Raw genomic sequence first — 26,774 nt, forward strand, 5'->3', positions numbered from 1 at the left:
AACAGAAAACACCCGCCGATCAACACACCGGCACGAACCAGCGACCATCACCGACCATCATGAAAAATCGAGGCTAGTCAAAACAGACTTTTCCGATGCAGTTCTTGTTGGGGCCGACATGTCTCACGCGAAGTTACTTGCGGCGAACCTTCAAAGGGCACATCTCCAATTAGTCGACTTTGAAGGATCGGAACTTATTCTGGCTAACGTCCGAGGGACGGATCTCAGCCTCTCTCGAAAATTAGACAAGGCCGTTTTGACGAACGGCAGCGACACTATTTGCTACGACGAGCTGACCAAGTGGCCCAAAGATTTTACGCCGCCGATACTCGGCAATACTTGCGATGAGAACTGGGATTCCAACACCTGACTTCTGTTCTTTGCCTTCCTCTGGGGCTAAGCTCCTGATCTTCAGGTTTTCGGCCCAGTCCAGGCTCCTGCCGTCACTAGGTGCCTAACCCCTTCCCCTTTGGATTTGTTGTGCCGGCCCCGCTGTGGAAATGGATCTACCGTCGAGCCTTAGGCGGACCTATACCCTGGCGTCCGGGATAACGGGCCCCAAGCTGGTTGGTAAGGGCCTACGTTCTGGGCGAGGGGCGTTCGGGTCTTAGGGACGAATGGGTGTTACCGCCTCGTCTCCAACCACTGTTGTCCATGCGCGGGCGGTCCACGACGTGACGACGCCGCCGGTGACGTAAGGGTCGGCGGCTGCAACGGCCTGTGCGGTCTCCAGGGCCTTCTCGCCAATGAATATCAGCAGCCCAGTGAAGGGTCCGTCGCCAACGGCTCCGCCCAGCAGAAGTTCGCCGCGCTCAACGGCTTGCCACGCCGCCTTGAGGTGGACGCCGCGGTACGCTTCACGGCTTTCAAGGTAGTTGTCAGCGAAGGTGTATTCGAGCACAGCGTGCATGCGTATCTCTATTCCGGCTAGGATTTCAATCGTTCTTGCAGCAGCGCACCCAAAGGGACCTACCCAGAGACCGCAGCCACCTCAACCTGTACACCGTGTCCCGGAACTTCTGCGCCTGGGCGGGGTCGGCGCCGTCGTCCGTCACCAACGTCCAAGGGAGTGCCAGCTGTGCCCACGCGTGAAACGGCCGCAGCCCGAGCTTGGACGAGTCCGCCAAAATGTAAACCGAGCGCCATCGCCGCGCCTGTCGGCACAAGGGGAGCAGCTTTTTCCCCGGCACGGACTGAAGGCAGCGGCGGGAGCCAAGTGCCGCCGTCGTCCTTCCCTCCTTCGTTCGGCGGATCGACAAGCCCCTTGGAAACCTTCCGTGTGAGAATGACGCCATGACCCATGAGCAGCACGCATCGGGTGCGCCGGAACTGGACCGCGCCGCCCACCCGGCATTCGAAGCCGCCTATCAGGCCGCCCGGAAGAGCCTGGCTGAGGGCGGCATCCCCATCGGAGCGGCGCTTGCCCGGGACGGCGTGGTCATTGCCAGCGGGCACAACGAACGCGTCCAGAGCGCCGATCCGATCGCCCACGGAGAAATGTCGGCGCTGCGCGCAGCCGGCCGGCAGAAGAGTTACCGGGACACCACGCTCTACACCACCCTCGCCCCGTGTGCCATGTGCGCCGGAACCATCGTCCAGTTCAAGATTCCCCGCGTGGTGGTGGGCGAAGCACGCACCTTCGACGGCGAACTGGAGCTCCTGCGGACACGCGGGGTGGAGGTGGTGGTCCTGGATGATCAGCGTTCTGTCGACATGATGCGCACCTTTCAGGCCGACAACCCGGACCTCTGGGCAGAGGACATCGCCGAATAGGCCCCGCAGTACACTGGCGTTCATGGTCTCCCGTATCAGCGAACTGGTCCTCAACTGCTCAGATCCGGAACTCCTCGCAGGGTTCTGGAGCGGGGTGCTCGGATATGTCGAACTGGGCCGGGAGGACGGTGCCATCGAGATCGGCCCGCCGGACGCCGGGTTCGGCGGCCTGCAGCCGACCATCATCCTGAGCCCGAGCAGCAACCCACACACCGGACGCCTCCCTCTGCACATCGACGTCAACCCGGTGGACCGGGACCAGGACGCGGAACTGGAACGCCTGCTTGCCCTTGGGGCCCGTCCGGCCGACGTCGGGCAGACAGGCAGCGAGCAGTGGCACGTCCTGGCTGACCCTGAAGGCAACGAGTTCTGCCTCCTGCGGAGACGGCTTGACCCCTGACCGGACGCCGGGGCTACGGGAGCGGCTGCTGTTCGACGGCGCTAACCGGACCGTCGGGCCTAACGTAGTCCCGCCGTGGTCGTATCCATTCCTGTTGGCCTAGCGCAGGCCGCGATGAAGTTCTGATACCTAAAGCGTCCCGGGAATCGGGCGTCCCGGGAACAGCGTCGAATACTGCTTCCGGTACAGCCGACGCCCGACGAGGCGGTAGGCAAGCCGGACCGGCGGTGGGATCTCCTTGAACAGTTCATTACGGTCCGCGGGCGGATTCGTGGCCAGCACCATGCCGAGGTAGGAGACCAGGAACTTCTTGTCGAACTGATCGATCCCGTGCTGCCCGACGCCCTTGACTTCCTTCTCGGTCATCACCCTGTCCACGACGGGCATCAGTTCAGTGACCTCGCGGCGCAGGTGCACGTTGAGGACAGCCGACAGGTCCTCGTAACGCCCAGCGAGTTCCTTGCCATCCTCTGCGTCTGCCGTTTCCATCCACCCCAGGCGGAGAGGCTCGATGTCCTCCAGCCGCTGTGTGACCTGCCTGTGCTGCTCAAGCATCTGCCCGATGTGCAGCGCGCATGCCGGTGCCCGCTCCTCCAGTTGCGGGTACATGAGCAGGTCCTCGCCCTCATGGTGGATATGGAGGACCTTGTCGAAGTTGCCCAGCACTTCTCCCACGTAAGTGGAACGGGCGGTGTCGCCAGCGGCTGCAGAACGGACCAGGCCGGGCGCTTCGTCGTAGGCCCACAGGAAGAAGCGGTGGATGCGCCGCATGGCTGCCGACCCTGTGCACCGGACGGGCCCGGCCGGCAGAGGGGCCGCGGTCTCGCCGGGCTGCATGGTGAAGAAGTCGGTCATTGCTGGGCCCCTAACGTTCGTCATGGCAGACCAGGACCTCTCCCCGGCAGCATCGTATCGGCTGCCCCAACGCCGCACAATGGGACGCGGATTCCGACGGCGGGCGTACGGTCAGGGCACGGCGCCTCAGGGCACGGCGCCCCTGTTCTGTTACAGTCAGGCCCCATGATCGAACTCCGCCCCGACGGTCCCGGCGCCGTAGGCTTCCTCCACACAGCACAGGTCCACGTCGCCACGTTCGAGGCACTGTCCCGGGAGCTCCTGCCCTCCGCCCGCACGGTCCACCGGGTGGATCCCGAAGCTCTGGAACTCGCCAGACAGGACGGCACAGCGGAGCGTGTGCGCGCCATCGTAGCCGGCCACCTTGCGGAACTCCGGGAGGCCGGGTGCGAGGTGGTCCTCTGCACCTGCTCAACACTCGGCGAGGTCGCGGAAGGACTGTCAGGAGACGGTCTCGACGTGATCCGGATCGACCGGCCGATGCTTCGCCGGGCCGTCACCCTGAGTCCGCGGATCGGTGTCCTCGCGGCGCTGACAAGCACCGTCGAGCCGACCACACGTGTTCTTACCGAGGAGGCTGCGGACGCGGGAGCAGATGTATCTATCGAGGTCTCCGTTGTGGACGGCGCATGGGACGCCTTCCTCAGCGGAGATGCGGAGGACTACTGCTCCCGCATCGCGGAGGCTGCGCGCGCCCTCTCCGACCGTTGCGACGTCGTCGTCCTCGCCCAGGCGAGCATGGAACCTGCCGCCGCCCTGCTGGCCGGGCTCGCCACCCCGGTCCTCACGAGCCCCCGCTCCGCCGTCGAAGCGGTCGCCGCAGTCCTCCCGTCCCGCTGACAGGGCGGTTCCGAATAGTAGTTGGAGGTGGAGGCAATGAACGGACCGTCAGGACACAGCGGACCGCACTGGCGCCGGGTGGTGGCGGCGCTCGCCAGCCGGGACGCGCGGACTGCGTATGCGCAGATCGTGCTTGGTGAGGAAGTCCTTGCCGACGCGAAGGAGCAGCGCCGCAGCCGGGCCATCGCCATCCTGCTGGAGGCCGGGCTGGTGGAGCGGACGGGAAACAACGCTTATCAAGCCTCCGAGGCGATCTTTCACAATCTCCTGTCACAGCAGCCAAAGCGGCAGCCAAAAACCGGGGTGGACCGATTCCTGCGCCTGGGCCGGATCGACAGGTACCCGGCCAGCGCGGCGGACCGGCGCGAACTCCTGGCCTGGATCGTGGACGAGGCCATCCAGCCGGGGGAGGACCTCACCGAGCGGCAGGTCAACGAGCGGCAGGTCAACGAGCGGCTGCTGAGCTACACGGACGACGTGGTGCTGCTGCGCCGCTACCCTGTCGACTTCGGGCTGCTGGAGAGGACCGCGTCGGGTTCCTCATACTCGCGGCCGGCATGAGACCGGCCCGAGTCAGGCTTTGCACACTCCGGTGCTTCAGCTAGGGCAGCGGCTGCCGTTCCCCCACGCTCACCAAACCGTCCGGCGCAACGTGCTCCCGCCGTCGTCGTTCGATCCGTTCCTGTTGCCCTGGCGAAGGAATCCGGGCGCCCTTGGCCCGGTTGCACCTCGCGCAGGCGGCGACGAAGTTTCTCAGGCTGGTTGATCCGCCCTTGGACCAGGGGTAAAAGTGGTCTCCGTGTTCAGCGGGCCTTGAACAGCGGTCCCGGAAGCCGGCTTCCATCTCACACAGACCAGCAGCCCGGGCCATGCCGTCGCGGCGCTGCTGGCGGGTGAAACGCCTAACCGGGTCCCGGCGTCGGACGTCCCGGCCGTGAATGGTGGCGGCAACAATGACCAGGACCACTAGAAACAGGCCGGGCAGGACAGCCACAGCCAGAACGCGGTCCAACATTCCGCGCGCTACTTCGGTCACCGAGGATATACCGCTCCCGGCGACTACGTTCGCTTTGGGCATCAGGGCCAGGAAGACGGAGATTGCCAGCCACATCATCACGGCCGCATATGCCAAGCGCAAAGCCATCCGGCTCCAGTAGATGCGCTTCAGTCCCACCATCGAGTGCTCTGCCGCCTCGGTGGTTATCACTCGCACCCCAGGCCGTCCCCATCTCGGTCGAGGCCATAGATGTCAGATCCGACGACTCTGACAGGTCCCCTCACGTACGCAGGACCGTTGCCGCTCCCTCCGGCGCAATCGACGTCAGATGCAATGGGCACGCACGCTCCTGAGTAGTTCGGGTCGCATCCGGACGGAGCTGCGGGGGCGGCAGGCCGCACTGGCGTCTGAGCTTTTGCCGCTGCGGCTGCCGCGGCTGCAGCAGCAGCTTGTTGCTGGCGGGCGGTTTCTGCGGCAGCAGCTTCCTGACGGGCCGCCTCCGCGGCGGCCTGCTCTGCGGCTGCTTTTGCAGCAGCTTCCTGGGCTGCTTTGTCGGCGGCGGCCTTCTCTGCCGCTGCCTGATCGGCGGCGGCCTTCGCGGCCGCTGCAGCCCTCGCTTCCGTTACCCGTTTGGACTCCGAATGTTCCAACCACATCAGTTTTCCGGCGTCGTTCTTGGTGCAGATGAAAACCTTCGGCGCGTACTTTTCAGTCGCGTTCTCTGTGACGCATGCGGATGATGCCGGTGCGGTCGGAGTGGGTGTCGGCGTTGCTGTCGCGGTTTCGGACTCGCTGGCAGGAGAGGCGCCGATAGATGCCGCCGATTGACCTCCGCAGGCCGTAGCTGAGATGACCACGACGACTGCGAGCGCCCCACCAGCCACTTGACGTCGAGATATCCATGACCGCGGCGAAGCCTTGAGCGTATGGCCAACTTCATTGTTGACCCACTTTCGCGCTTCATTGCGTGGAAAAAGTGAATTCATTTATTGCCCCCAAAAATGCGTAATGATGCGAGTTTGCTCGCTGCCTTTAAGCCAGTTTCCTGACGTAAAGAGGCAGGGCGATGAGGCGATTCTGACCGTCCTGCGTCAAGGTCTCCGCAAGTTCTACTCAGGTTTGGCGCAAGAAGACCCGCCGCTGAGTCGAGAGGTCGCGGCCGTCCCTCAGGCACTCTCTGGCCGCGCAGATGCAGGAGTATCACTGCCCCTCAGCCCAAACATGGTTCAAATCCACCGGGACTCATGGCGGGCCAGGATAGATTTCTACCGGGAACGTGCTTAGGCGTAGAAGGGCGTCGGGCCGAGCCTGGAGGGATCTGTCAGGGGGCTCACCATGGTCGGTATTTCTTGGGGATGAAGCCGGCGAGTGCGGCCAGCCCGCCGCCCAAACGCCACGCAGCGCAGGCGCCGGAATTCAGCGCTGCGGGCATAGATGCCAGACTGCGGGTCCAATAGGACAAGTCTGTGGCTCGGCAAGGGAGACTCAGGCCAACATGGCTTTAACGGCGACTAGGCGCTTCCCCATATTGCCGGAAGCGCCTAGTCTGGCCGTTGGAGCCCTACTTGAGTAGCGCGCAGACGTCCACCACTTGACCTGGGCCAGAGAACCTTCTTATTTCCCCTCCAGTGGTAGTCCGGGCGTAGTTGACGTTGCCGGTCGTGAGGAAGAGCCCCTCTACAGCTGGACCCGGAACGTCGGGAACAATCAGCAGGTTCCTCCCCGTCGACTTCACTTCTTCCGTGCCGTCGGGCAAAAGCTGTATATGGGTAGCCCCCGTAATCACGTACTTTAGGGTCTTGCCGTTGGCTTCGAGGGTTATCGTGGTGGCGGGAGCGATTTGAATTTTCTGATTGCCGCTTAGGGGGATTTCCTTAAATTTACCGGTCAGTGTGGCGGTGACGTCGAAGCCCGGACAGTCGTTTCCGAAGGCTTCCTGAAGTAAGAATGGTTTTGTGGGATTTGGAACAGGTGGAGCGGCGGCGGCGGGGCCGGCCACTCCGGCGAATGCGGCTGCGGCTGCGACGGTGACGGGCATGGCGATGCGAGTGAGCCAATTTTTCATTGAAGTACTCTCCGTAGCTTCTGACTGAAATTCCCCCGGAACGGGACAAGTCCCTGACTGCAAGGACTTGGAGCATATGCGGCGGCTGCCACGCCAACCACGAGTAGCCCCTACCCACATTCGGAGATTAGGGTTACGCGCGTACTAATCTCAATCGGTAGCGCGCTCTCCCAAAAAAAACTAGGGGGTTACGCCAGCCACCTCAACCTCAACCCCCGCGTCCCGGAACTTCCGCACCTGCTCGGGGTCGGCGCCGTCGTCCGTCACCAGCGTCCACGGGAGAGCGAGCCGCGCCCAAGCGTGAAACGGCCGAAGGCCCAGCTTGGACGAGTCCGCCAGGACATAAACGGAACGGCCGCGCCGCGCCATCAGCTCTTTGAGCCGGGTCTGGGCGTGGTCGGCCTCGCAGATGCCGTCCTCGGCGGTGACGGCGTCGGCGCCCAGGAACACCCGGTCAAAGCTCATCCGCTCCAGCGCAGCCTCGGCCAACGGACCCACAAAACTTTGCGAAAGGCTCCGCAGCCTGCCGCCCAGGCAGTCCACCTCGATGCCCTCCGAATCGGCCAGCTCCTGCATGGTGTTGATGCCTGGCGTCGTCACGGACAGCTTCTCGAACCCCCGCAGTTCGTGCGCCAGGGCACCCACGGTGGAGCCGGCGTCCAGCAGGATGTTCTCCCCGGGCCGGATCACGGACGCCGCCCAGCGGGCGATCGCATGCTTCTGCTCGAACGCCTCACCCGTGCGCTGCCGCAGCGACGCCTCCGGGTGCGCGCCCAGGGCCATGGCCCCGCCGTAGGTGCGGGCCAGCCGGCCCTGTCCGTTCAGCAGCGCCAGGTCGCGGCGGATGGTGGAGGCCGTCACCTCGAACCGGGCCGACAGTTCCTCCACGGACGCCAGGCCGGTGGTCACGGCAAGGTGGTAGATCTCCTCGCGCCTGGCATTTGCGCTCAGCATTCCCGGTCTCCTTCGCGTGGGCGTGCTTACCATGCTAGTTCCGGCCCCCACTAAAACAGTGCTGCTACACGGCGACGCTGGGCCGGGTGGCCATTTCCGCCGCCTGATGCAGGGCCTCCACCATGCTGCGGGAATCGGCGATCGCCTTGCCTGCAATGTCAAAGGCGGTGCCGTGGTCCACGGACGTGCGGATCACCGGCAGGCCCACCGTGATGTTCACGCCGGCCTCGATGCCCAGCACCTTCACCGGCCCGTGCCCCTGGTCGTGGTACATGGCAACCACCAGGTCGTAATCGCCCCGGCCGGCCAGGAAGAACAGCGTGTCCGCGGGCAGCGGTCCCGTCACGTCGATCCCGGCAGCCTGCGCGGCCTTTACGCCCGGCTCGATCTTCTCCGCTTCCTCGCCCTGGCCGAACAGCCCGTTCTCGCCCGCATGCGGGTTGATGGCGCACACGCCGATCTTCGGGTTCGGGATGCCCGCCCGGACCAGCGCCTCATGCCCGCGGCGGATGGTGCGCTCCACCAGGTCCGGGTTGATCTTGCGGATGGCGTCCATCAGCCCGATGTGCGTGGTCACGTGGATCACCCGGATCTTGGGCGTGGAGAGCATCATGGACACTTCCTCCGTGCCCGTCAGCTGCGCCAGCAGCTCGGTGTGCCCGGGGAAAATGTGCCCGGCCGCGTGCAGCGCCTCCTTGTTCAGCGGCGCCGTGCAGATGGCCTGCACCCGCCCGGCCATCGCCAGCTCGCTCGCCACCCGGATGTACTCGTACGCGGCGTGGCCGGCCACGGGAGAGAGCTGCCCCCACGGCAGGTCCTCCGGCAGCAGCGCCAGGTCAATCACGTTCACCCGGCCCGGCGTGAACACCGCGTCCTCCACCTTCTCGATCGTCCGGACGTCCGCCTCGATGCCCAGGACCTCCGCGGCCTGGCGCAGACGCAGCGCGTCGCCAATCACCACGGGCCGGCACTCGGCGTTGCTCTGCGGATCCAGCACGGCGGCCACCACCACCTCCGGCCCCACCCCGGCGCCGTCGCCCATGGTGACGGCCACGTAGGGGAGGGCGTCCTGCTCGGTCTTGCTTGCTGCTTCGGTGGTCATGTCTGCTCCAGATCGTTCGGAAGTCTTGCGGGGAAGGGTATTGGCGGGAGCCTGCGCGGACCGGCCGCGGCGCTCCCGGATTTCGTCGTAAAGCTGTAGGAGGGCCAGGTCATCGCCGAAGCTGCCGGGCTTGGTGCCCACCAGCGCTCCGTCCCCGGCGCGGCTGAGCACCGCCCCGTGCTGCACGGCCGCGAGCGGCACCAGCCGGTGGAGGCCGACGGTGTCCAGGACTTCCCGGGCCGTCTCCCCGCCGGTGAGGATCATGTCAGCGCCTGTTCCCTTGGCTGCCTCGGCCGCGAAGGCGGACAGCGCCCGGACGATGCCCGCGGCCTTCGCCGGGTCCACTTTTGCGGCGGCCAGGGTAACAGCCACGTTGCTCCCGGCCGCCAGGGCCTGCCGGACTTCGTCCAGCTGCGGTTGGTACCTCCCGGTGGCACCCGCGTACAGCGGGTGCAGCCGGACCACGGTGAATCCGCGAGCCTCCAGCCGCGCCAGTTGCGCCTGCGCGGTCCCGGAAGCGGAGCCGACGACGGCGAGCACCGGCCTGGCGCCCACCTGCAGTTCCGCGGCGGTTGCGTCAGCCGGTGCCCCGGACTGCGCATTTCGCGCAGATTGAGCAGCCAGCCGCTGCGCGAGAACGTCAGCCGTTCCGCCGGTACCTACCAGCACCACGCGGCGGCCGCCGGCGCTGAAGCCAATCTCCAGCAGGGCATCCACCACGTGTTCCAGGTCCTGCACGCTCTCGCCGTCCGCCACCACCAGCGCGGGCCGGTCGGATTCCAGCAGACCGGCCAGTGTCGCGGGAAGCGAGCCGGACCGCACCACGGCCAGGTCCAGGGTGTGGACCGAGCCCGGATCCTCCGGGCGGAGCAGGGAAGGAATGTCAGCAGGCGGCGCGGCCAGTTCGGCCTGCCACAAGTCCGTCTGAGCCAGGGGAGTTGCGGCGACCAGCGGTTTGCCATCAAGCACCGAACGCTGCAGCTGGGGGAGTGCCCCGGCAACAACCGCGTGGTAGCCCAGCCCGGTCAGCGCGGCAATTTCGGCGCGGACGTTCCCGCGCCACAGCGAGTCGATCTTCTTGAAGGCCACCTGCGCGGCCGCAGCTATAGGACCGGAAAACGCCTCAGCCACCAGTGCCCCGGCGGAGGCTTCGGAAAGCCCGCGGGAGTGCGTATCGGTGACCACCACATCGGTGACCTGCCCCGCAGAGGAGGCGCCGCCGTCGTGCGTTCCCGGAAGAACTGGCGTTCCCAGCGAAACCTGCGCGGACAGCCCATGCTGCACAAAGCAGTAGCCAACCTCCGCGGCGCCGGAGAAATCGTCGGCCTGCACATACACGGAAGCCACATTGCTCCTCTCGCGCTAGTAGTCGGTTGGGCCCCGCCAAACGCGGGATTGCATTCATCATGGCACGATTGCGCGAATCACGCTAGATGGGTTGCGCAATTCGCGCAGGAGTGGCAAAGTGATGGAGACAACATTCGGCGCAGCCAACCGGCAGGCCGCCGTCCCCGTTCTACCGAGAGGTCAACGATGACCGTTCTTCCTCAAGGAAGTGAGATTTCCCGCCGCCGGCTGCTGCAGTTCGGCGCCGCGGCCGGGTTTCTGCTGGGCACAGGAGGCCTCGCCGGCTGCGCCGGCCCCACCGGCCTGCCGGGACCCAGCACCCTGACCCTGGCCCTCAACCGGTCCCTGGTCAGCCTGGACAACAAGCTCAACCAGTTCGACGCCGCCGTCACCGTGCAGCGCTCCGTCCGCCAGGGCCTCACCGCCATCGGCCCCGAAACCAAGCCCGTCCTGGTCCTCGCGGACCGCTTCGAAATGACCGGCCCCACCGAGTGGACCGTCCGGCTCCGCGACGGCATCCGCTACTCGGACGGCAGCCCCGTGAAGATCGAGGACGTGGCCACCGCCCTGAAGATGTACCAGCAGGTGCAGGGCTCCTTCGTGGCCGGCTTCTTCCCCGAGTTCCCCGCCGTGGTGCCCGTGGATAGCCGCACCTTCAAGATGGTGTCCAAGAAGCCCGTCTCCATCCTGGACTCGCTCATGAGCATGATCCTGATTACCCCCGCCGCGCAGAACAAGCCGGAGGAACTGCAGGACGGCCTGGGCACCGGCCCGTACGTGGTCACCAAGTTCAACCGCGGCGCCGGCACCTACAGCCTGGCCCGCAACCAGAACTACTGGGGCCCCGCCCCGCAGGTGGAGAACGTGGAAGTCCGCTTCCTCCCCGAGGAATCCAGCCGCGTCATCGCGCTGCGCAGCGGCGAGGTGGACATCATCGACTCCATCACGCCCGACTCGCGCGAACAGCTCGCCGGACTTCCCGGCGTCGAACTTAAGGAAGCTTCCAGCCTCCGCCTGAACCAGATCTTCTACAACTTCCGCAAGCCCGCCGGCCACCCGCTGGCCGACGTCCGCGTCCGCGAAGCCCTCAGCTGGGCCATCGACGGCGAGGCGCTGGTGAAGGACGTGCTGGTGGACTCCGTCAGCGCGGCCGAAGGCGTCACCCCGTCCAGCCTCACCGGCTACCATAAGACCGGCACCTACACCTACGATCCGGCGAAGGCCAAGGCACGGCTCGCGGAGCTGGGCGTCAAGGACCTCACCCTCAAGATCATCTGGGAAACCGGCGAGTTCGCCTCCGACACCTCCGTGATGGAGGCCCTGGTGGAGATGTTCGGCGCCATCGGCGTCAAGACCGAGCTCCAGCAGTTCGAACCCGGCGGAAACATCCTGGCCTGGCGCCAGGGCAAGCAGGGCGACTGGGACCTGCTGGGCAACGGCTTCAGCAGCCCCACCGGCCTGGCCATCACCATGATGCAGGGCATGTACGCCGGCACCCCCGAAAAGGAAAAGACCCGCGACACCTACCAGGGCTACGTGGTCCCGGACGTGCAGGCCAAGATCCAGGCCGCCTCCTCCGAGGTGGACCCGGCCCGCCGGCAGGAACTCCTGGCCGTGGCACAGCAGGCCATCTGGGACACCTGGCCCTGCGCCTGGGCGTTCGTGCCAAAGTCCGTCCTCGCCCACCGGGAGCGGGTGTCCGGGATCAACCTGGCACCCACCAACTCCTACCCCCTCGTTGATGCCCGGCTGGAGGCCTAAGCCATGACGAACTACATCCTCAAGCGCCTGGGACAGGGCCTGCTGACCGTGTTCCTCACGGTATCCACCGTCTTCGTCCTGATCCGCATGGCCCCGGGCGATCCCGCCGTCTCCTACGCCGGACCGCTGGCCACCACCGAACAGCTCGACGCCGTCCGGGAACAGTTCGGCCTGAACAAGCCGGTGCTGGAGCAGTACTGGATCTTCCTGCAGCAGCTGTTCACCGGCAACCTGGGCCAGTCCTACTCCTTCCAGGCCCCCGCCATGCAGGTGGTGGCCGAGCGGATGCCGTACACGCTGACCCTGGCCACCGCGTCCATCCTGCTCACCGCCGTCGTAGCCATCCCGCTGGGTGTGTGGATGTCCCGCCGGCCGGACACCGGCAAGGAACTCGGCGTGAACGTGCTCACCATCGCCGGGCAGTCCATGCCCGACTTCTGGACCGGCATCATGCTCCTCACCGGCTTCGCCGTGCTGATCCCCATCTTCCCGGCCTCCGGCTTCGCCACCTGGGGCGGGCTGGTCCTCCCCACCATCACCATCGCCATCCTGCAGATCGCCCTGATCTCCCGGATGGTCCGGCGCGAAATGACCGCCAACTTCGCCGCCCCGTACCTCACGGTGGCCCGCTCCCGCGGCGTCCGGAACTCGGTGCTGACGTGGCGCTACGCCATGGGCAACTCCGCCATCCCGGTGTTCACCGCCCTCGGCACCCGCTTCGCCGCCATGCTCAACGGCGTGGTGGTGGTGGAAGTGGTGTTCGCCTGGCCCGGCGTCGGCTCCCTGATCGTCCGTGCCCTCGAAACCCGCGACTACCCCCTCATCCAGGCAACGGTCCTCCTCACCGCGCTGCTGGCCGTGGCCGTCCAGCTGGTCATCGACCTCGCCTACCCGCTCCTTGATCCCCGCGTTCGTCTTGGAAAGGCGGCAACAGCATGAGCATCGATACGGCAACGCCTACCGGAGGTTCGTCACAGTTCGCTTCCGGAAGCTCCGCCCGGCAGCCGAGCCCCAGCGCCGTCACCAAGGCGGACATCGCCAAGGCAGGCGCCACCCGCCGTCGTAATGCCGCCAAATGGAAGCTCATCGTGGGCACCGTCTGCACTCTGCTGGTGATCATCCCGATCATTCTGGCCCAGGTGCTGCCGCTGCCGGACGCCAACTTCCAGGACCTCTCCGCCCGGCGCCTGCCGCCGTTCACGGACGGGCACCTGTTCGGCACCGACCAGCTGGGCCGCGACCTCCTCTCCCGCGTGCTGCACGGCGGCCAGGTCTCGCTGACCATCGGCCTGCTGGCCGTGCTGGTCTCCGGCGCCATCGGCATCATCCTCGGCGCGGCTGCCGGCTACTTCGGCGGCTGGGTGGACACGGTGGTTTCGAGGCTCCTCGAAGCCCAGATGTCCCTGCCGCTCCTCATGATGCTGCTCCTGGTGGTGGCCCTGTTCGGCCCCTCCATCCCGGTGATCACCTTCGTGATCGCCATCGCCCAATGGCCCGAAGTGGCCCGCCTCACCCGCTCCATGGTGCTGGTGGAACGCGAAAAGCCCTACGTCTCCGCAGCCCGGATCCTGGGCCTGCACCGGATCCAGATCCTGATCCAGCACATCATCCCCAACGTCATCAAGCAGGCCACCCTGGTGGTGCTCCTCCTGCTGGCCCAGGCCGTGCTGCTCGAATCCGCACTCAGCTTCCTGGGCGCCGGTCCGCAGCGCCCCTTCGCCACCTGGGGCCGAATCATCTCCGACGGCCAGGACTACATCACCACCTCCTGGTGGATGGTCACCCTGCCGGGCCTGGTGATCGTGCTCATGGTGGTGGGCGTGAACCTGCTGGGCGACGGCCTCCGCGACCGTCCCCGCCGCAAGAAGAAGGGTGCCTGACATGACCGCTTCCACTGTCACCGAACAGCCGAAGTTCACCGAACAGCCGCTCCTGGAGGTCCGCGACTTCCAGGTGGAACTGATCACCGACGCCGGCATCATCCGCGCCGTTGACTCCGTCAGCTTCAGCATCCACCGGGGCGAGACGGTCACCATCATCGGTGAGTCCGGTTCCGGTAAATCGACGACGGCGATGGGCATCCTCCGCCTGCTGCCCGAGGACCTTGCGGTGCTTTCCGGCACCGTGCTGATCGACGGCGTCGACGTCACCGCCGATCCCAAGGCGATCGACAAGGTGCGCGGCAAGACCCTGGCGCTGATCCCGCAGGACCCCATGACGGCGCTGAGTCCGGTCCACTCGATCGGCAGCCAGCTCTTCGAGGCCATCCGGATCGCCGGGGCCGCTTCCGCCAAGGACAAGGGGGCCCTGCAGGCCCGTGCCGTCCGGCTGCTGGAGCAGGTGCACATCCCCACCCCGGCGAAGCAGCTGAAGAAGTACCCGCACCAGCTCTCCGGCGGCATGCTGCAGCGCGTGCTGATCGCCATCGCCCTGGCCAGCGAACCGCAGCTGCTGGTGGCGGACGAACCGACGTCGGCCCTGGACGTGACCGTGCAGGGCGGCATCCTGGACCTGCTCCTGGAACTGCAGGAACAGCGCGGCATCGGCATCCTGATGATCACGCACGATCTGGGCGTGGCCCGGCTGATCTCGGACCGCATCCACGTGATGAAGGACGGCTCCTTCGTGGAGTCCGGCGACGTCCAGCAGATTGTGGACCACCCCGCCACCGAATACACCCGGGCCCTGCTGGCCGCCGTGCCCGTCCTGGGGCCGTGGGACGAGACCCCCGCCGCCACCACCCTGACCACAACTGGAGCAAGCCATGACTAAGCCGTTCCTCGCCGTCGAAAACCTCGTGGTGGACTACCACGTGCCGGGCGGCACCTTCCGTGCCGTGGACGACGTCTCCTTCTCCGTGGACAAAGGCAAGACGATCGCCGTCGTGGGTGAATCCGGCTGCGGCAAATCCACCATCGCCAAGGCGCTGATGCGGCTGGTGACCCCCACCAGCGGGCGCATCGACCTCGACGGCACGGACATCGCGTCCATGAGCGAGGCGAAGCTGCGGCCGCTGCGCTCCAAGTTCCAGATGGTGTTCCAGGACCCGTACGGCTCCCTGGACCCGCACATGACCGCGCAGGAAATCGTGGCCGAACCGCTGAAGCTGCAGGGCGTCCGGTCCAAGGCCGAGCGGCACAAGGCCGCCGCCACGCTGATCGACCAGGTGGGCCTGCCGGTCAAGTCCCTGGACAAGCACCCGTCCGAGTTCTCCGGCGGCCAGCGCCAGCGCATCGGCATTGCCCGGGCGCTCGCCTCCAAGCCCGAACTGCTGGTCTGCGACGAAGCCACCAGCGCGCTGGACGTCTCCGTGCAGGCGCAGGTGCTGCGGCTCCTGAAATCCATCCAGGACGAAACCGGAATCACCTACGTGTTCATCTCGCACAACCTTGGCGTGGTGCAGGAGATCAGCGATACCGTCATGGTGATGCAGCGCGGCAAGCTGGTTGAACACGGCTCCACCGCGTCCGTCCTGACCGCCCCCAAGGAGGACTACACCCGCAAACTCCGCCGCGCCGCGCTGGACCCCTCCACCATGACCGGCCTCAAGCCGCGGCACCTGGTCCGCTCCCTGGCCCTCTCGAACCAATCGAACTAGCCAACCAGGCCTGACCCCTTCCGTACCTACAGACCAAAGCAACCGCAAGGAATCAACGCATGAGCAAGCAGCCCGAAGGCGCCCAGGTGGACGGCCTGAAACTTCCCATCTCCCGGCTGGTCCTGGGGACCATGACGTTCGGCGACACTGTCGATGAGGCCACCGCGGGGCGGATGGTGGAGGAAGCGCTCGACGCCGGCATCACCACGATCGATACCGCCAACGCCTACGTCGGGGGAACCACCGAGGAAATGCTCTCCCGGCTCCTGAAGGGGCGGCGCGGCGACGTTATTCTCGCGTCCAAGGCGGGCATGCCGCACGCGGACCACGGCTCGAATTCGCCGTTGTCGCCTGCGGGGCTGCGTGCCAGCGTGGAGGGGAGCCTCCGCCGGCTCGGCGTGGACAGCATCGACCTGTTCTACCTGCACCAGCCGGACCGGGCCACGCCTTTGGCTTCGACGTTGTCTACGGTGGCCGAGCTGTTCGACGAGGGGAAGATCGGCGCCCTCGGCGTGTCCAACTTCGCTGCCTGGCAGATTGCCGACGTCATCCACACCGCCCGTGAAGTGGGGGCGCCGCGGCCCGTGGTCGCGCAGCAGCTGTACAACCTGGTGGCACGCCGGGTGGAGGAGGAATACCTCGAATTCGCCGCCACCCACAACGTCCACACCATGGTCTACAACCCGCTGGGCGGCGGACTGCTCACCGGCAAGCACAGCTTCGACGCCAAGCCCACCGAGGGCCGCTACGGCGACTCCAAACTGGCCGCCATGTACACCCAGCGCTACTGGGACAAGCAGCTGTTCGACGCCATCGGGGAGCTCTCCCGCATAGCCTCCGATGCCGGGGTTTCCCTGGCCGAGCTGTCGCTGCGCTGGCTCGCCTACCGTGACGGCGTGGGTTCGATGCTGCTGGGCGGCTCGAAGGTGGAACAGCTGCAGTCCAACATCGCCGCCGTGGCCAACGGGCCGCTGCCCGCCGACGTCGTGGAAGCCTGCGACGCCGTGGGCACCTCGCTGAGGGGCCCCATGCCCGCCTACAACCGCTGATTTCTCACCAACTTCCCTGAACTGACTGCTTCCCTGTACCGACAATGACTGAAGGACTCTGATGACCTCCCAACTGGCCCTCGAATTCGCCCGCAAGATCCGCGCCCGTGAGCAGGCCGTGGGCTACTGGGCCGTGCTGGACGCGCCCGTGGCCACCGAACGCATCGGCCGGCTCGGCTACGACTACGTGGCCCTGGACGCGCAGCACGGCCTGCTCGGCTACTCGGGCGTGCTCAACGGGCTGATGGCCATCGACGCCGGGCACACCGCCGTCGGCATGGTCCGCGTGGAAGCCAACGACTTCACCGCGATCGGCAAGGCGCTCGACGCCGGCGCCGTGGGCGTCATCGTCCCGCTCATCAACAACGCCGAGGACGCCGCCGCCGCCGTGGCCGCCGCCAAGTACCCGCCGCTGGGCGGCCGCTCCTACGGCCCCATGCGCTCGGCCCTGCGGATCGGCCCCAAGCCCGCCGACGCCAACGCCACCACCCTGGTCTTCGCCATGATCGAGACCCCCGAAGGCCTGGCCAACGTCAAGGAAATCTGCGCCACCCCAGGCCTGGACGGCATCTACGTGGGACCGTCCGACCTGGCGATCGCCGTGGGCGGGGCGTTCCCCGGGGATCCCGCCGTCGACGCCGAATTCAACGCCGCGCTGGAGACCATCGCCGAGGCCGCCGCGTCAGCCGGCATCGCCGCGGGCATCCACACCCCGGCAGGTACGGTGGCCAACCAGCGGCTGGCGCAGGGCTACACGTTCACCACCATCGCCTCGGACCTGACGCACCTGGAACAGATCGCGAAATCCCACCTCGACGCTGCCCGCTCCGACGCCGGAACCCAGGAGAGCTGACCCATGACGAACACCACCACCGACGCGTACAGCACCATCACCCCCGACGGGACCGTAAAGCGGGCGGACGGCGCGGACTTCGCCTACCTCCCGGCGCCCACCGTGCAGAGCCACGCCGCCAACCTCCTCACCCTGCCGGACGGCCGGCTGGGCTGCGTCTGGTTCGGCGGCACCCAGGAAGGCGTGCCGGACATCTCCATCTGGTTCTCCACGCTGGAGCCCGGCAGCAGCCAGTGGTCCGAACCGCAGCAGCTCTCCGACGACTCCACCCGGTCCGAACAGAACCCGATCCTGTTCACCGCGCCTGATACTTCCCTGTGGCTGCTGTACACCGCGCAGAGGGCGGGCAACCAGGACACCGCCGAGGTCCGCCGTCGTACGTCCACGGACGGCGGCCGCACCTGGGGCGAGGTGGAAACGCTGTTCCCCGCAAACGCAACGGGCGGCGTGTTCGTCCGCCAGCTTCCGGTGGTGCTGCCGTCCGGCCGCCTGATCGTGCCGATCTTCCGCTGCATCACCACGCCGGGGGAGAAGTGGGTGGGTAACAGCGACGACAGCGCAGTGATGATCTCCGACGACGCCGGCGCCACCTGGACAGAGCACGTCCTGCCGGGGAGCCTGGGCTGCGTCCACATGAACATCCAGCCCGTGGCCGACGGCACCCTGCTGGCCCTGTTCCGCAGCCGCTGGGCCGACTCGATCTACGAATCCCGCTCCACCGATAGCGGCTCCACCTGGAGCGAACCGGTCCCCACTGAGCTGCCCAACAACAACTCCTCCATCCAGTTCACGGCGCTCGCCGACGGCCGCCTGGCCCTGGTCTACAACCACAGCCGGGCGGAGGAGAACACGGAGCGGCGGCTGTCCCTCTACGACGAAATCGACGACGACGGCCTGGCCGAGGAACAGGGGCAGCTCGCCGAGCCGGACGCTTCCGCTTTCTCCGAGGACGACGGTTCGCGGAAGGCATTCTGGGGCACCCCGCGCTCGCCGATGACCCTGGCGATCTCCGAGGACTCGGGCCGTTCGTGGCCGATCCGCCGCAACCTGGACGTGGGGGACGGGTACTGCCTGTCTAACAACTCCCGCGACGGGCTCAACCGCGAATACTCCTACCCGTCCATCCACCAGGGCCCGGACGGTGCGCTGAACATCGCCTACACGTACTTCCGGCAGGCCATCAAGTTCGTCCGGGTGGACCCGCAGTGGGCGTACGACGGCACCACCACGCCCGGCGGGGACGCATGACCAAGCACGCCATAGTCACCGGCTCGAGCTCGGGGATCGGCAAGGCCATTGCGGAACGCCTGCTGGCTGACGGGTGGCGCGTGACCGGACTGAGCCGCACCGGGTCTTCGCTGGGGGAGGGGTTTCAGTGGCTTCAGGCCGACCTCTCGCAACCGGAGTCGCTGGGCAGCATTGTGGAGGCCATCGGGCCGGCGGATGCCCTGGTGCACGCCGCCGGGTTCCAGCGGACCGCGCCCTTGGGCGAGCTGGACCCGGCCGCACTGGCGGGAATGTTCACCGTCCACGTGGCCGCCGCCAGTGCGCTGGCCAACGCCGTGGTGCCGTCCATGCCCGACGGCGGGAGGGTGCTGCTGCTGGGCAGCCGCACCTCCACGGGGTCGCCGGGCAAGAGCCAGTACGCGGCCACGAAGGCTGCGTTGATGGGGCTGGGCCGGACCTGGGCTCAGGAGCTCGCGCCGCGGGGGATCACCGTCAACGTGCTCTCCCCGGGCCCGACCGACACCCCGATGCTGAACGACCCCGGCCGGGCGGCCACCCCGGTGCGGATGCCGGCACTGGGCGCCCTGGTGGACCCCGAGGACGTGGCCGCCCTGGCCGCGTTCCTGCTGGGCCCGCACGGAAAATCCATCACGGGCCAGAACTACGTCATCTGCGGCGGCGCCTCCCTCTAACCCCTACCCCCCCACGCTCTCTCACTACCTGCGCGTGAGAGAGCGTCCTATCTGTGCTTCTCGTTTCGAGGGGGGGGGGCGGGTACGGCGCGGTCAACCAAGGTCGGACGACGGCGGACACGCGCCCGCCGTCGTCCGCCTCCCCGGCGCAGGGGTCAGGCCTGGGCCTGCAGCCCCGGAACGCCGTCCCGAATCTCAAAGGAGGCCTTCGTGCTCACAGCCGCACCCGGCGTCGTGACGTAGTCCAGCACGCGGAAGTCAGCGGTCAGCGCATCCTTCGTAATGCGGGTGTTCACGTACCCGCGGTTGTCGTTGTAGAACTTCAGGTGCGGGTTCCAGGCCATGGTCGGGTCCGTCGTGGAGCCCGTCCCGTTGCCGGTGGAGGTAATGGAGGTGCAGACCAGCTCCGAGCCGACCACGGGGGAGGCGGGGTCCTTGTAGTCCACCTTGACGTCGTTGGCCCAGTTGCGGTGCACGTCGCCGGTGAGGACCACGGCGTTGCGAACGTTCGCGTCCACCCAGCCCTGGGTGATGCGGCGGCGGGAGGCGGCGTAGCCGTCCCACCCGTCCATGGAGACGTCGTCGATCTCGGGTGCCTGGGCGCGGTCGCGTTCGGCGAAGAAGACCTGCTGGCCGAGGATGTCCCAGCGCTGGGTGGAATTCCTGAAGCCGTCCAGCAGCCACTTCTCCTGCTCGGCGCCGGTGATGGTGCGGTCCTCGGCGAGGCGCTCGCTGACGTTCTTGCGCCAGCCGTCGCCGGCGAGCTGGTCGTCACGGTACTGCCGGGTGTCCATCATGTGGAAGTTGGCCAGCTGACCCCACTGCAGCGTCCGGTAGATCTTCATGTCGGCACCCGCCGGCACGGACGAGGCGCGCAGGGGCATGTTCTCGTAGTACGCCTGGAACGCAGCAGACCGGCGCTGCCGGAAACGCTCGGTGGTGTCGTTCAGCTGGTTGGCGTCCTTGTTTTCCGGGACGTCGTCCGCCCAGTTGTTGTCCACCTCGTGGTCGTCCCAGACCACCAGCCACGGTGCGACGGCGTGCGCAGCCTGCAGATCGGCGTCGGACTTGTACTGGGCGTGCCGCTGCCGGTAGCCCTGCAGGGTGGTGGTTTCGGGCCCTTCGTGGTCGCGCGGGTTGCCGCCGCCGATCACGTAGCTGCCCTTCTTGTACTCGTACAGGTAGTCACCGAGGTGCAGGACGAGGTCCGGGTGGTCCTGCGCCAGCCGGGAGTAGGCGGTGAAGTAGCCGTGCTCGAACTGCGCGCAGCTGGCGAACGACATGGCCAGCGCCGCCGGCGTCTCGTGCAGTGCCGGGCTGGTGAGGGTGCGTCCCACCGGGCTGATGTGCTTGCCGGCGCGGAACCGGTAGAAGTATTCCCGTCCCGGCCGCAGGCCCTTGAGTTCGACGTGCACCGAGTGGGCGGTTTCGATCCGGGCGTTCTCGACGCCGCGGGCTACTACAGCGCGCATGCCCGCGTCTTCAGCCACTTCCCATGCCACCGCGACGTTTCGGGAGGGCATCCCGCCCAGGCCGTCCTCGGCTACGGGGTCAACGGCCAGGCGGGTCCAGATCACGAAGCCATCCGGCCACGGCTCGCCGGAAGCGATGCCGAGCATGAACGGATCGGTGCGGAGACCGGCGTCGTCCGCGGTTGACGTAGCGAGCGCGGCACCCGGCAGGGCGGCCACGAGACCAGCCCCTAGGCTGGCGGAAAGAAGGGATCTGCGAGAAATGTTTTCCATGCAGTCGACCGTAGAGAGGCTGGTTGGACAGGTTCTGAGGGATATATGAATGGGCGGTTAACTGCGTGACAAACGTTGTCGAGGCGGCTTAGGTCCGGGATTTAGCTGTTGTTATTACCCACTGCCGCGGCCGGGATGCGGTTCCGAAGGGGTATCTTTGGGCAGGGGGGCCGTACCGGTCAAGTCCTACACCGGTGCCTGAGTTTGCCCGCGCCACGGCCGAGCAGCACCACGTCTCCGGTGTCAGCGTCGACAGCGATGTCGTCATCATGACTGAGGAGAGTGACTGGTGAGTAACGCCAGCGAATGGGCCGCCACGCTCAAGGCATTCCACGAGAAACAACTGGACCGTCCCCGCCGGGTGTACCGGCTCGGCCGCACCAAGGTCATCTTTTCGGGTGGCCATGCCGCTTGCACCGTGGGTGCGGCAGTAGCGGCATCAGCGTGGGATTTTCCCAGCTGGGCGTTTTGGATTGCCATCGCCCTCGGCTTTGTCGTGGGAAAGTTCCTCTTCCCGGTCCCTCGCAGCAGCGTAGCGAGCCGATATGGTTCCAAGGAGCTGGCCAGGAAATCTTCCGGCGATCTTGATTACATGACGCCGGCGGAGATCCGGGCTTACCAGTACAACGTCCAGTTCATCCAAAAGGGCGTTACCCCGTTGGCGCTGGGGACCGAAGAAGCTCTTGGCCGCCAGGCTGAGGCGGTCAGGACGGTGTCCCTGGCCGCGGGCGCTGACACGGGGTTGTTGGCTCACCTTTCCCTCGCGGATGTCACGGAGTACGGGCGCACTGCCGACCGTCACGATCTGCTTGAACGCCGATGGCGCCAATACGAGATGGACCCTCAACTGCAGTTCGATTTTCCGGCCATGACTGATGCTTCCCTCCCCACAACCTCGGCAATGATCAGGGCTCGGCACGCCGCTGGTCAAGAGAGAAACACAGGCAACCCGGCCGGCTACAAGCTGGCTGTGGACAGGTTTTCGCAGACCCTGGCAGCAGCAGAACAGGCGGCCGGCGTTCCTTAGCAGGAGCAAAAACCACTGAAGTACGACGGCGGCCGGCGGCAAAGCCGCCCACCGTGGGGCACGGTTTCCACTAGCAAAGTGGTGACAGGTTCAGCCCGTGAGTAATACCTTGGGTTCATGCAAGGCACAGCCGCCGCCATGCCGCAGCTCGACGGTGTGACCCACCGGTGGGTCGACGTGCGCGGGCTGAACATGCACATCGCGGAGGCGGGCAGCGGAGAGCCTGTATTCCTGCTCCACGGATTCCCGCAGCACTGGTGGGAGTGGCACGGCGTCATTCCCCACCTGGCCAAGCACTATCGGGTGATTGCCGTAGACCAGCGCGGCTTCGGCTGGAGCGACGCGCCCGCGGGCGGCTACAACTCCCGGACCCTCATCGAGGACATCGTCCTGCTCATGGGCGAGCTGGATATCCCGCGGGCGCGGTTTCTCACCCATGACTGGGGTGCCGTCGTTGCCCAGCTCCTGGCGATGGAACGGACCGACGTGGTCCAGGCCCTCGTTGTCACGGGCGCCCCGGACGTGCACATCAGGCCGAACGCCCGGCTACTGGGGCTCTTCCCCAAGCTCTGGCATGCCTTCGTTGTCGCGGCTCCGGGAATCGGCCCACGCCTGCAGCGGAACGAAAAGTTCATGCGGCACCTTTTCACGGCGTTCGAGCCCGCAGGCGGAGTGCCGGAGGAGGACATCGAGCTCTACCGTGCGGGGCTGTCCCAGCCCGCGAGGGCGCGGGCAGGCTCGGCCCTCTACCGCGGCACGATCCTCCCGGCCTTCATGGCCATCATTTTCGGGGCGTACGCCAAACGCGACTTCACGGTGCCGACCCTAGCCCTCATCGGTGCCAGGGAGCCGTCCGCGGCTCTTCAGGAGATGGGCCACCGGGCCGGACGCGGGGGCAACGTGACCACGGAGATCCTTCCCGGCGAAGGCCACTTCCTCGCGGACCACTGCCCGGAACTGGTTGCCGACAGGGCTCTGCGGTTCTTCGCGCAGGAGCGGGGCCGGAAGGCAGTGGGCGGATAACGGACTGCCGTCTGTGAGCTGAACGCCCGGTTTGCACGTTTGTGCAGAGGCGCATGAGAGCTCTCTCAAGCGCAAAGTGCGAGCCAGACAGCTACTGACCAGTAACAACAGTCGGAATCGGGCGTTTTATGGGCGGGGAGAGGGCTCGGACGTGCGAGGCTTTTTTGCCGCACATTCGTGCAGCCCGGCTCGGGAGGAACGGCCCTGCTGCCTAGCATGGAAAACCGGCCCAGGCGTGGTGGCAACTGAGGACCATCACCGCCGGCCGCCCCCGCTGACACGCAAACAAAGAGGTTTCTATGTCACTCCTAGCAAGAACTCTGTCCATCGCCGCAGCCGCCGTCCTTGCCGGATCCCTGGCCGTTGCCCCAGCCCAGGCGGACACCCTGGACGTGGCCCCGCCCGGAGCCAACGACTGGTCCTGCAAACCCAGCGCCGAGCATCCGTATCCGGTCATTCTTGTGCCTGGAACGTTTGAGAGCATGGCGAAGAACTGGTCCACCTTGTCGCCGTACCTCAAGAGCGCCGGATACTGCGTCTTCGCCCTCAACTACGGCGAGACGAACGGCGTGTATGCCACCGCCCCGGTGGCTAACTCCGCGCAGGAACTCGCCCCGTTCGTGGATGCGGTACGTGCCTCCACCGGCGCCAAGAAGGTGGATCTCGTGGGCCACAGCCAGGGCGGAATGATGCCCCGCTACTACATGGGCTTCCTCGGCGGTGCCAACAATGTCAATAAGCTCATTGGGATCGCACCCTCCAACCACGGCACCGAAGGCGTCATCGTCCCGCCGCCTGGCTTTGTCGCGGATCCGAATTACACCGGCCTGGGCTGCGCGGCCTGCGCCGACCAGCAGGCGGGCTCGGCGTTCATGCAGAAGCTCAACTCCATCGGCGACACCGTGGCTGGACCGTCGTACACGGTCATCTCGACTGTCCACGACGAAGTGGTCATTCCCTACAACAGCCAGTTCCTTAGCGGCTCGGCACGGCAGGTCACGAACATCACCATCCAGGACAAGTGCCCGGCCGATCTCTTCGAGCATGACCAGACGCCGAACGACCCGGTGGTGCACCAGATCGTGGCCCATGCACTGGGCAAGCCTTCGGGTCCTGCAGACCCGGCCTATCAACCCGCCTGCATCTAGCAGTCGGCTGAACCACTGACGCACGACGGCGGCCGGCACCAAACGCCGGCCGCCCGCCGTAGATTCGTGTCGGCCCGCATTGGGGCGTCGGCGGGCCTTCCTCGCCGAGGGTTTTCAACGGCCGTAACCGGGAAAATGTGAATTGCCTAAAGGCACTATCCAGTGGGTGAATTCTGCCGCAAGATAACTGAATGAAAAAGATCCTGGTAGCTAGTTTCGCAGCAGTAGTCATGGGCTTCAGCGGAATTGCCGCAGCGGTCCCAAGCAATGCGGTTCCGAGTAACGCGGCCTCAGAGTCCTCACATATCGCGGGACAAATCATGGTTAAATTCCGCGACAATCGCGCGGCAGCCGGCGTGCTTCGCCAACATGGGCTCAAGGAGGGCGCCGGAATCGGCAGCACAGGCGCTCAACTCATCAAGGTGCCGGCAGGCAAAGAATTGAACCTCATCGAAGCCCTAAACCGGAACCCGGCGGTTGAGTACGCCGAGCCGGACGAGATCGCTACCGCCGATACCGACGACACATTCTTCCCCCGCCAATATGCGCTGCAGAACGACGGCCAATCATTTACTAACACCCTCAACACGCTGACTGTCACCGCGGGCGATAACGACGCTGATGTGGACGCCGTCGAAGCATGGAGCACCACTAAAGGAAAGGACATCCGAGTCGCCATTATCGACTCAGGCGTTGCAAATGACCACGAGGATATTTCGCAGAAGGTCGTTGCGCGGATCAACTTCAGTGGCACAGCAACCGGCGAAGACAAATACGGCCACGGCACCCACGTGGCCGGGATCGTTGCCGCGACCGCCGACAACGGCAAGGGTGTCGCCGGCGTGTGCCCGGAGTGCAGCATCCTGGACGCCAAAGTTCTCAATGACAACGGATCCGGTTCCAGCTCAACGATCGCCCAAGGCATCGACTGGGCGGTGGCCAATGGGGCCAAGGTGATCAACATGAGCCTTGGAATGCGCGTCTCGTCACGCACGCTCGAGACGGCCGTAAACAACGCTTGGAACCGGGGTGTGGTGCTGGTGGCCGCGGCCGGCAACGCCGGAACTCCGGCCCAGATCTACCCGGGCGCCTACCCCAACGTTATTGCCGTGGCCGCAACCGACAACAAGGACGACAAGGCATCCTTCTCGAGCTACGGTGCCAAGTGGGTGGATATCGCGGCGCCGGGTGTCAACGTCTATTCGACCTTCCCGATCCACCCCTTCGTCCTCGGCACGCAGAACGGCCGGTCCGTGGGCTATGACATCGCCAGCGGCACCTCAATGGCCTCACCAATTGTTGCTGCCACTGCCGCACTCGTCTGGAGCACGCCGGCCGGCTCTACTAACGCAGCCGTCCGGGAAAAAGTCCAGTCGACCGCCGAAAGAAAGGCTGGCACCGAAACCTTCTGGGCGAACGGCCGCGTGAACGCCTGCAGGGCCGTCACTGAGCCCCTAGTTGCTGGAAGCTGCCCTTAGGGCTCCACTAGGGCAAGCTCCACTACGGCGAGGGACGTAGGACGCCGGCATCGCCGCCGTCGTACGTCCCTTCCGCGCGTTCCTTGATGCCGCGCAGCATTCCGACTTCCATGTAGTGGTGCAACGGGTCGGCGACGAGAAAGTCGATTCCGCGGGCCAGCAGCAGTGCGCCGGGCACACGATGAAGGGCGAACACGATGGCCCTGGTCAATGCCGGGGCATCGGCCGCAGCGCCCTGAGCCGCTCCACTGATGTACCCCATCCCACGGCAGCGAACGATCAAACGGGTGCGGTTCCCCGGGAGGGGACGCAGCACGAACGCCTCTCCCGCGACAAGGTGCCGGTTGGGTTCGATCTCTGCCACGGTCGCGTTCACGCCACCGCCATAGGGAACCAGCTCGCCAACCTTGAGGTCCTGCAGTTCCGGGTGGATGCGCGTCGCCGAGTGCTTTCCTTCGACGTACCGGGCGTGGAACATCGCCCGTTCCACGCGGTCGTGCGTGTAGAACCCGGCGCGGTAGATCCCCATTTGCACTATCCAGGGCCATACGCTCTCCGGCGGCGCGTCGATGGTGATGGCCCGCGTGCTTTGGAACGCCGGGCGGGGCACCTGGTCATCACCGGGCAAAGGCTCCACGGCTTCCTCGCCCTGCGTTCCCCAGCGCAGCATGACCGGACGCCACACCAGATACGCCGCAACCTTGACGGCCACTACTCCGCCCATAACCAGCAATTTTGTGCGGTTTGCCATCCCGTTCACCTGCCTAGGAGGCTGCTGAACAACGCGGTTGCGGGGCGGGTGGAACGCCACCAATGGCCGTCTAGCGACGTGTTCTGGTC

At 66.2% G+C, this 26,774-nt stretch carries 26 protein-coding genes and 1 pseudogene; 18 read left to right on the forward strand and 9 right to left on the reverse strand.

The window, feature by feature from the left end:
* Positions 1 to 370 (forward strand): pentapeptide repeat-containing protein (locus tag PV761_RS21530; protein ID WP_347899642.1); only part of this gene is annotated, 370 nt, incomplete at its 5' end.
* A gap of 237 nt (positions 371 to 607) precedes the next feature.
* Here PV761_RS21530 and PV761_RS21535 read toward each other — a convergent pair.
* Entirely contained in the window at positions 608 to 910 is a 303-nt protein-coding gene (locus PV761_RS21535) for a YciI-like protein (RefSeq protein ID WP_347899643.1), read from the reverse strand.
* A 59-nt stretch (positions 911 to 969) separates the two neighbouring features.
* Positions 970 to 1,154 (reverse strand): annotated as a pseudogene (locus PV761_RS21540) (DeoR/GlpR transcriptional regulator); the annotation flags it as partial.
* Between the two features lie 139 nt (positions 1,155 to 1,293).
* Between PV761_RS21540 and PV761_RS21545 the strand changes: the two are divergent.
* Together PV761_RS21545 and PV761_RS21550 are read left to right on the forward strand one after the other, a co-directional pair.
* Positions 1,294 to 1,773, forward strand: a complete 480-nt coding sequence (locus PV761_RS21545; protein WP_347899644.1) for a nucleoside deaminase — start codon at positions 1,294 to 1,296, stop codon at positions 1,771 to 1,773.
* Positions 1,774 to 1,795: 22 nt separating this feature from the next.
* Entirely contained in the window at positions 1,796 to 2,173 is a 378-nt protein-coding gene (locus PV761_RS21550; protein WP_320537700.1) for a VOC family protein, read from the forward strand.
* A 129-nt stretch (positions 2,174 to 2,302) separates the two neighbouring features.
* Here PV761_RS21550 and PV761_RS21555 read toward each other — a convergent pair whose 3' ends face one another.
* Positions 2,303 to 3,028: a hemerythrin domain-containing protein gene (locus PV761_RS21555; RefSeq protein ID WP_347899645.1), complete on the reverse strand. Its 726-nt coding sequence runs from the start codon at positions 3,026 to 3,028 to the stop codon at positions 2,303 to 2,305.
* Between the two features lie 165 nt (positions 3,029 to 3,193).
* Between PV761_RS21555 and PV761_RS21560 the strand changes: the two genes are divergently transcribed.
* Together PV761_RS21560 and PV761_RS21565 are read left to right on the forward strand one after the other, a co-directional pair.
* Positions 3,194 to 3,868: an aspartate/glutamate racemase family protein gene (locus tag PV761_RS21560; RefSeq protein WP_347899646.1), complete on the forward strand. Its 675-nt coding sequence runs from the start codon at positions 3,194 to 3,196 to the stop codon at positions 3,866 to 3,868.
* Positions 3,869 to 3,904: 36 nt separating this feature from the next.
* Positions 3,905 to 4,429: a DUF2087 domain-containing protein gene (locus PV761_RS21565; RefSeq protein WP_347899647.1), complete on the forward strand. Its 525-nt coding sequence runs from the start codon at positions 3,905 to 3,907 to the stop codon at positions 4,427 to 4,429.
* A 40-nt stretch (positions 4,430 to 4,469) separates the two neighbouring features.
* On the opposite strand, the gene PV761_RS21570 is transcribed toward PV761_RS21565, so the two are convergent.
* The 4 genes from PV761_RS21570 to pdxA form a co-directional block, all read right to left on the reverse strand.
* Positions 4,470 to 5,075, reverse strand: a complete 606-nt coding sequence (locus tag PV761_RS21570; protein WP_347899648.1) for an HNH endonuclease signature motif containing protein — start codon at positions 5,073 to 5,075, stop codon at positions 4,470 to 4,472.
* Between the two features lie 1,351 nt (positions 5,076 to 6,426).
* Positions 6,427 to 6,930, reverse strand: coding sequence for a hypothetical protein (locus tag PV761_RS21575; protein WP_347899649.1), 504 nt, complete (start codon positions 6,928 to 6,930; stop codon positions 6,427 to 6,429).
* Positions 6,931 to 7,110: 180 nt separating this feature from the next.
* The gene (locus tag PV761_RS21580) at positions 7,111 to 7,884 is read right to left on the reverse strand and encodes a DeoR/GlpR family DNA-binding transcription regulator (protein ID WP_347899650.1); all 774 of its coding nucleotides are present in this window, start codon (positions 7,882 to 7,884) and stop codon (positions 7,111 to 7,113) included.
* A 64-nt stretch (positions 7,885 to 7,948) separates the two neighbouring features.
* On the reverse strand, positions 7,949 to 10,333 hold the full coding sequence (gene pdxA / locus PV761_RS21585; protein WP_347899651.1) for a 4-hydroxythreonine-4-phosphate dehydrogenase PdxA: 2,385 nt from the start codon (positions 10,331 to 10,333) through the stop codon (positions 7,949 to 7,951).
* 186 nt (positions 10,334 to 10,519) lie between these two features.
* Between pdxA and PV761_RS21590 the strand changes: the two genes are divergently transcribed.
* The 9 genes from PV761_RS21590 to PV761_RS21630 all read left to right on the forward strand — a co-directional run bounded on the left by PV761_RS21590 (position 10,520) and on the right by PV761_RS21630 (position 19,513).
* Positions 10,520 to 12,094 (forward strand): ABC transporter substrate-binding protein, encoded by a 1,575-nt coding sequence (locus tag PV761_RS21590; RefSeq protein ID WP_347899652.1) that lies wholly within the window; start codon positions 10,520 to 10,522, stop codon positions 12,092 to 12,094.
* Between the two features lie 3 nt (positions 12,095 to 12,097).
* Positions 12,098 to 13,033, forward strand: a complete 936-nt coding sequence (locus PV761_RS21595; protein WP_347899653.1) for an ABC transporter permease — start codon at positions 12,098 to 12,100, stop codon at positions 13,031 to 13,033.
* Positions 13,030 to 13,974 carry an ABC transporter permease gene (locus PV761_RS21600; protein WP_347899654.1) on the forward strand — a complete coding sequence of 315 codons (945 nt, stop codon included), beginning with the start codon at positions 13,030 to 13,032 and terminating at the stop codon, positions 13,972 to 13,974. Before PV761_RS21595 ends, PV761_RS21600 begins: the two co-directional genes overlap by 4 nt.
* Position 13,975: 1 nt before the next feature.
* Positions 13,976 to 14,866, forward strand: a complete 891-nt coding sequence (locus PV761_RS21605) for an ABC transporter ATP-binding protein (RefSeq protein ID WP_347899655.1) — start codon at positions 13,976 to 13,978, stop codon at positions 14,864 to 14,866.
* Positions 14,859 to 15,692: an ATP-binding cassette domain-containing protein gene (locus PV761_RS21610; protein WP_347899656.1), complete on the forward strand. Its 834-nt coding sequence runs from the start codon at positions 14,859 to 14,861 to the stop codon at positions 15,690 to 15,692. The genes PV761_RS21605 and PV761_RS21610 overlap by 8 nt, the downstream gene beginning before the upstream one ends.
* 59 nt (positions 15,693 to 15,751) lie before the next feature.
* Positions 15,752 to 16,741 carry an aldo/keto reductase gene (locus PV761_RS21615; protein WP_347899657.1) on the forward strand — a complete coding sequence of 330 codons (990 nt, stop codon included), beginning with the start codon at positions 15,752 to 15,754 and terminating at the stop codon, positions 16,739 to 16,741.
* 61 nt (positions 16,742 to 16,802) lie between these two features.
* Positions 16,803 to 17,594 (forward strand): aldolase/citrate lyase family protein, encoded by a 792-nt coding sequence (locus PV761_RS21620; RefSeq protein ID WP_347899658.1) that lies wholly within the window; start codon positions 16,803 to 16,805, stop codon positions 17,592 to 17,594.
* A 3-nt stretch (positions 17,595 to 17,597) separates the two neighbouring features.
* Positions 17,598 to 18,842, forward strand: coding sequence for an exo-alpha-sialidase (locus tag PV761_RS21625; RefSeq protein ID WP_347899659.1), 1,245 nt, complete (start codon positions 17,598 to 17,600; stop codon positions 18,840 to 18,842).
* Complete coding sequence (locus PV761_RS21630; protein ID WP_347899660.1) at positions 18,839 to 19,513, forward strand: SDR family oxidoreductase; 675 nt, start codon at positions 18,839 to 18,841, stop codon at positions 19,511 to 19,513. Before PV761_RS21625 ends, PV761_RS21630 begins: the two co-directional genes overlap by 4 nt.
* 155 nt (positions 19,514 to 19,668) lie before the next feature.
* Here PV761_RS21630 and PV761_RS21635 read toward each other — a convergent pair whose 3' ends face one another.
* Entirely contained in the window at positions 19,669 to 21,258 is a 1,590-nt protein-coding gene (locus PV761_RS21635; protein ID WP_347899661.1) for an alkaline phosphatase D family protein, read from the reverse strand.
* A gap of 289 nt (positions 21,259 to 21,547) precedes the next feature.
* Here PV761_RS21635 and PV761_RS21640 point away from each other — a divergent pair, with 289 nt between their 5' ends.
* The 4 genes from PV761_RS21640 (at position 21,548) to PV761_RS21655 (ending at position 25,934) form a co-directional block, all read left to right on the forward strand.
* Positions 21,548 to 22,285: a hypothetical protein gene (locus PV761_RS21640; RefSeq protein ID WP_347899662.1), complete on the forward strand. Its 738-nt coding sequence runs from the start codon at positions 21,548 to 21,550 to the stop codon at positions 22,283 to 22,285.
* Positions 22,286 to 22,402: 117 nt separating this feature from the next.
* Positions 22,403 to 23,308 carry an alpha/beta hydrolase gene (locus PV761_RS21645; protein WP_347899663.1) on the forward strand — a complete coding sequence of 302 codons (906 nt, stop codon included), beginning with the start codon at positions 22,403 to 22,405 and terminating at the stop codon, positions 23,306 to 23,308.
* Positions 23,309 to 23,607: 299 nt separating this feature from the next.
* Positions 23,608 to 24,456: an alpha/beta fold hydrolase gene (locus tag PV761_RS21650; RefSeq protein ID WP_347899664.1), complete on the forward strand. Its 849-nt coding sequence runs from the start codon at positions 23,608 to 23,610 to the stop codon at positions 24,454 to 24,456.
* A gap of 191 nt (positions 24,457 to 24,647) precedes the next feature.
* Positions 24,648 to 25,934, forward strand: a complete 1,287-nt coding sequence (locus tag PV761_RS21655) for a S8 family serine peptidase (protein WP_347899665.1) — start codon at positions 24,648 to 24,650, stop codon at positions 25,932 to 25,934.
* Positions 25,935 to 25,956: 22 nt separating this feature from the next.
* On the opposite strand, the gene PV761_RS21660 is transcribed toward PV761_RS21655, so the two are convergent.
* Positions 25,957 to 26,685, reverse strand: coding sequence for a hypothetical protein (locus PV761_RS21660; RefSeq protein ID WP_347899666.1), 729 nt, complete (start codon positions 26,683 to 26,685; stop codon positions 25,957 to 25,959).
* Between the last annotated feature and the right edge of the window lie 89 nt (positions 26,686 to 26,774).

This window comes from Arthrobacter sp. CC3 (assembly GCF_039907775.1).
Lineage (GTDB): Bacteria > Actinomycetota > Actinomycetes > Actinomycetales > Micrococcaceae > Arthrobacter.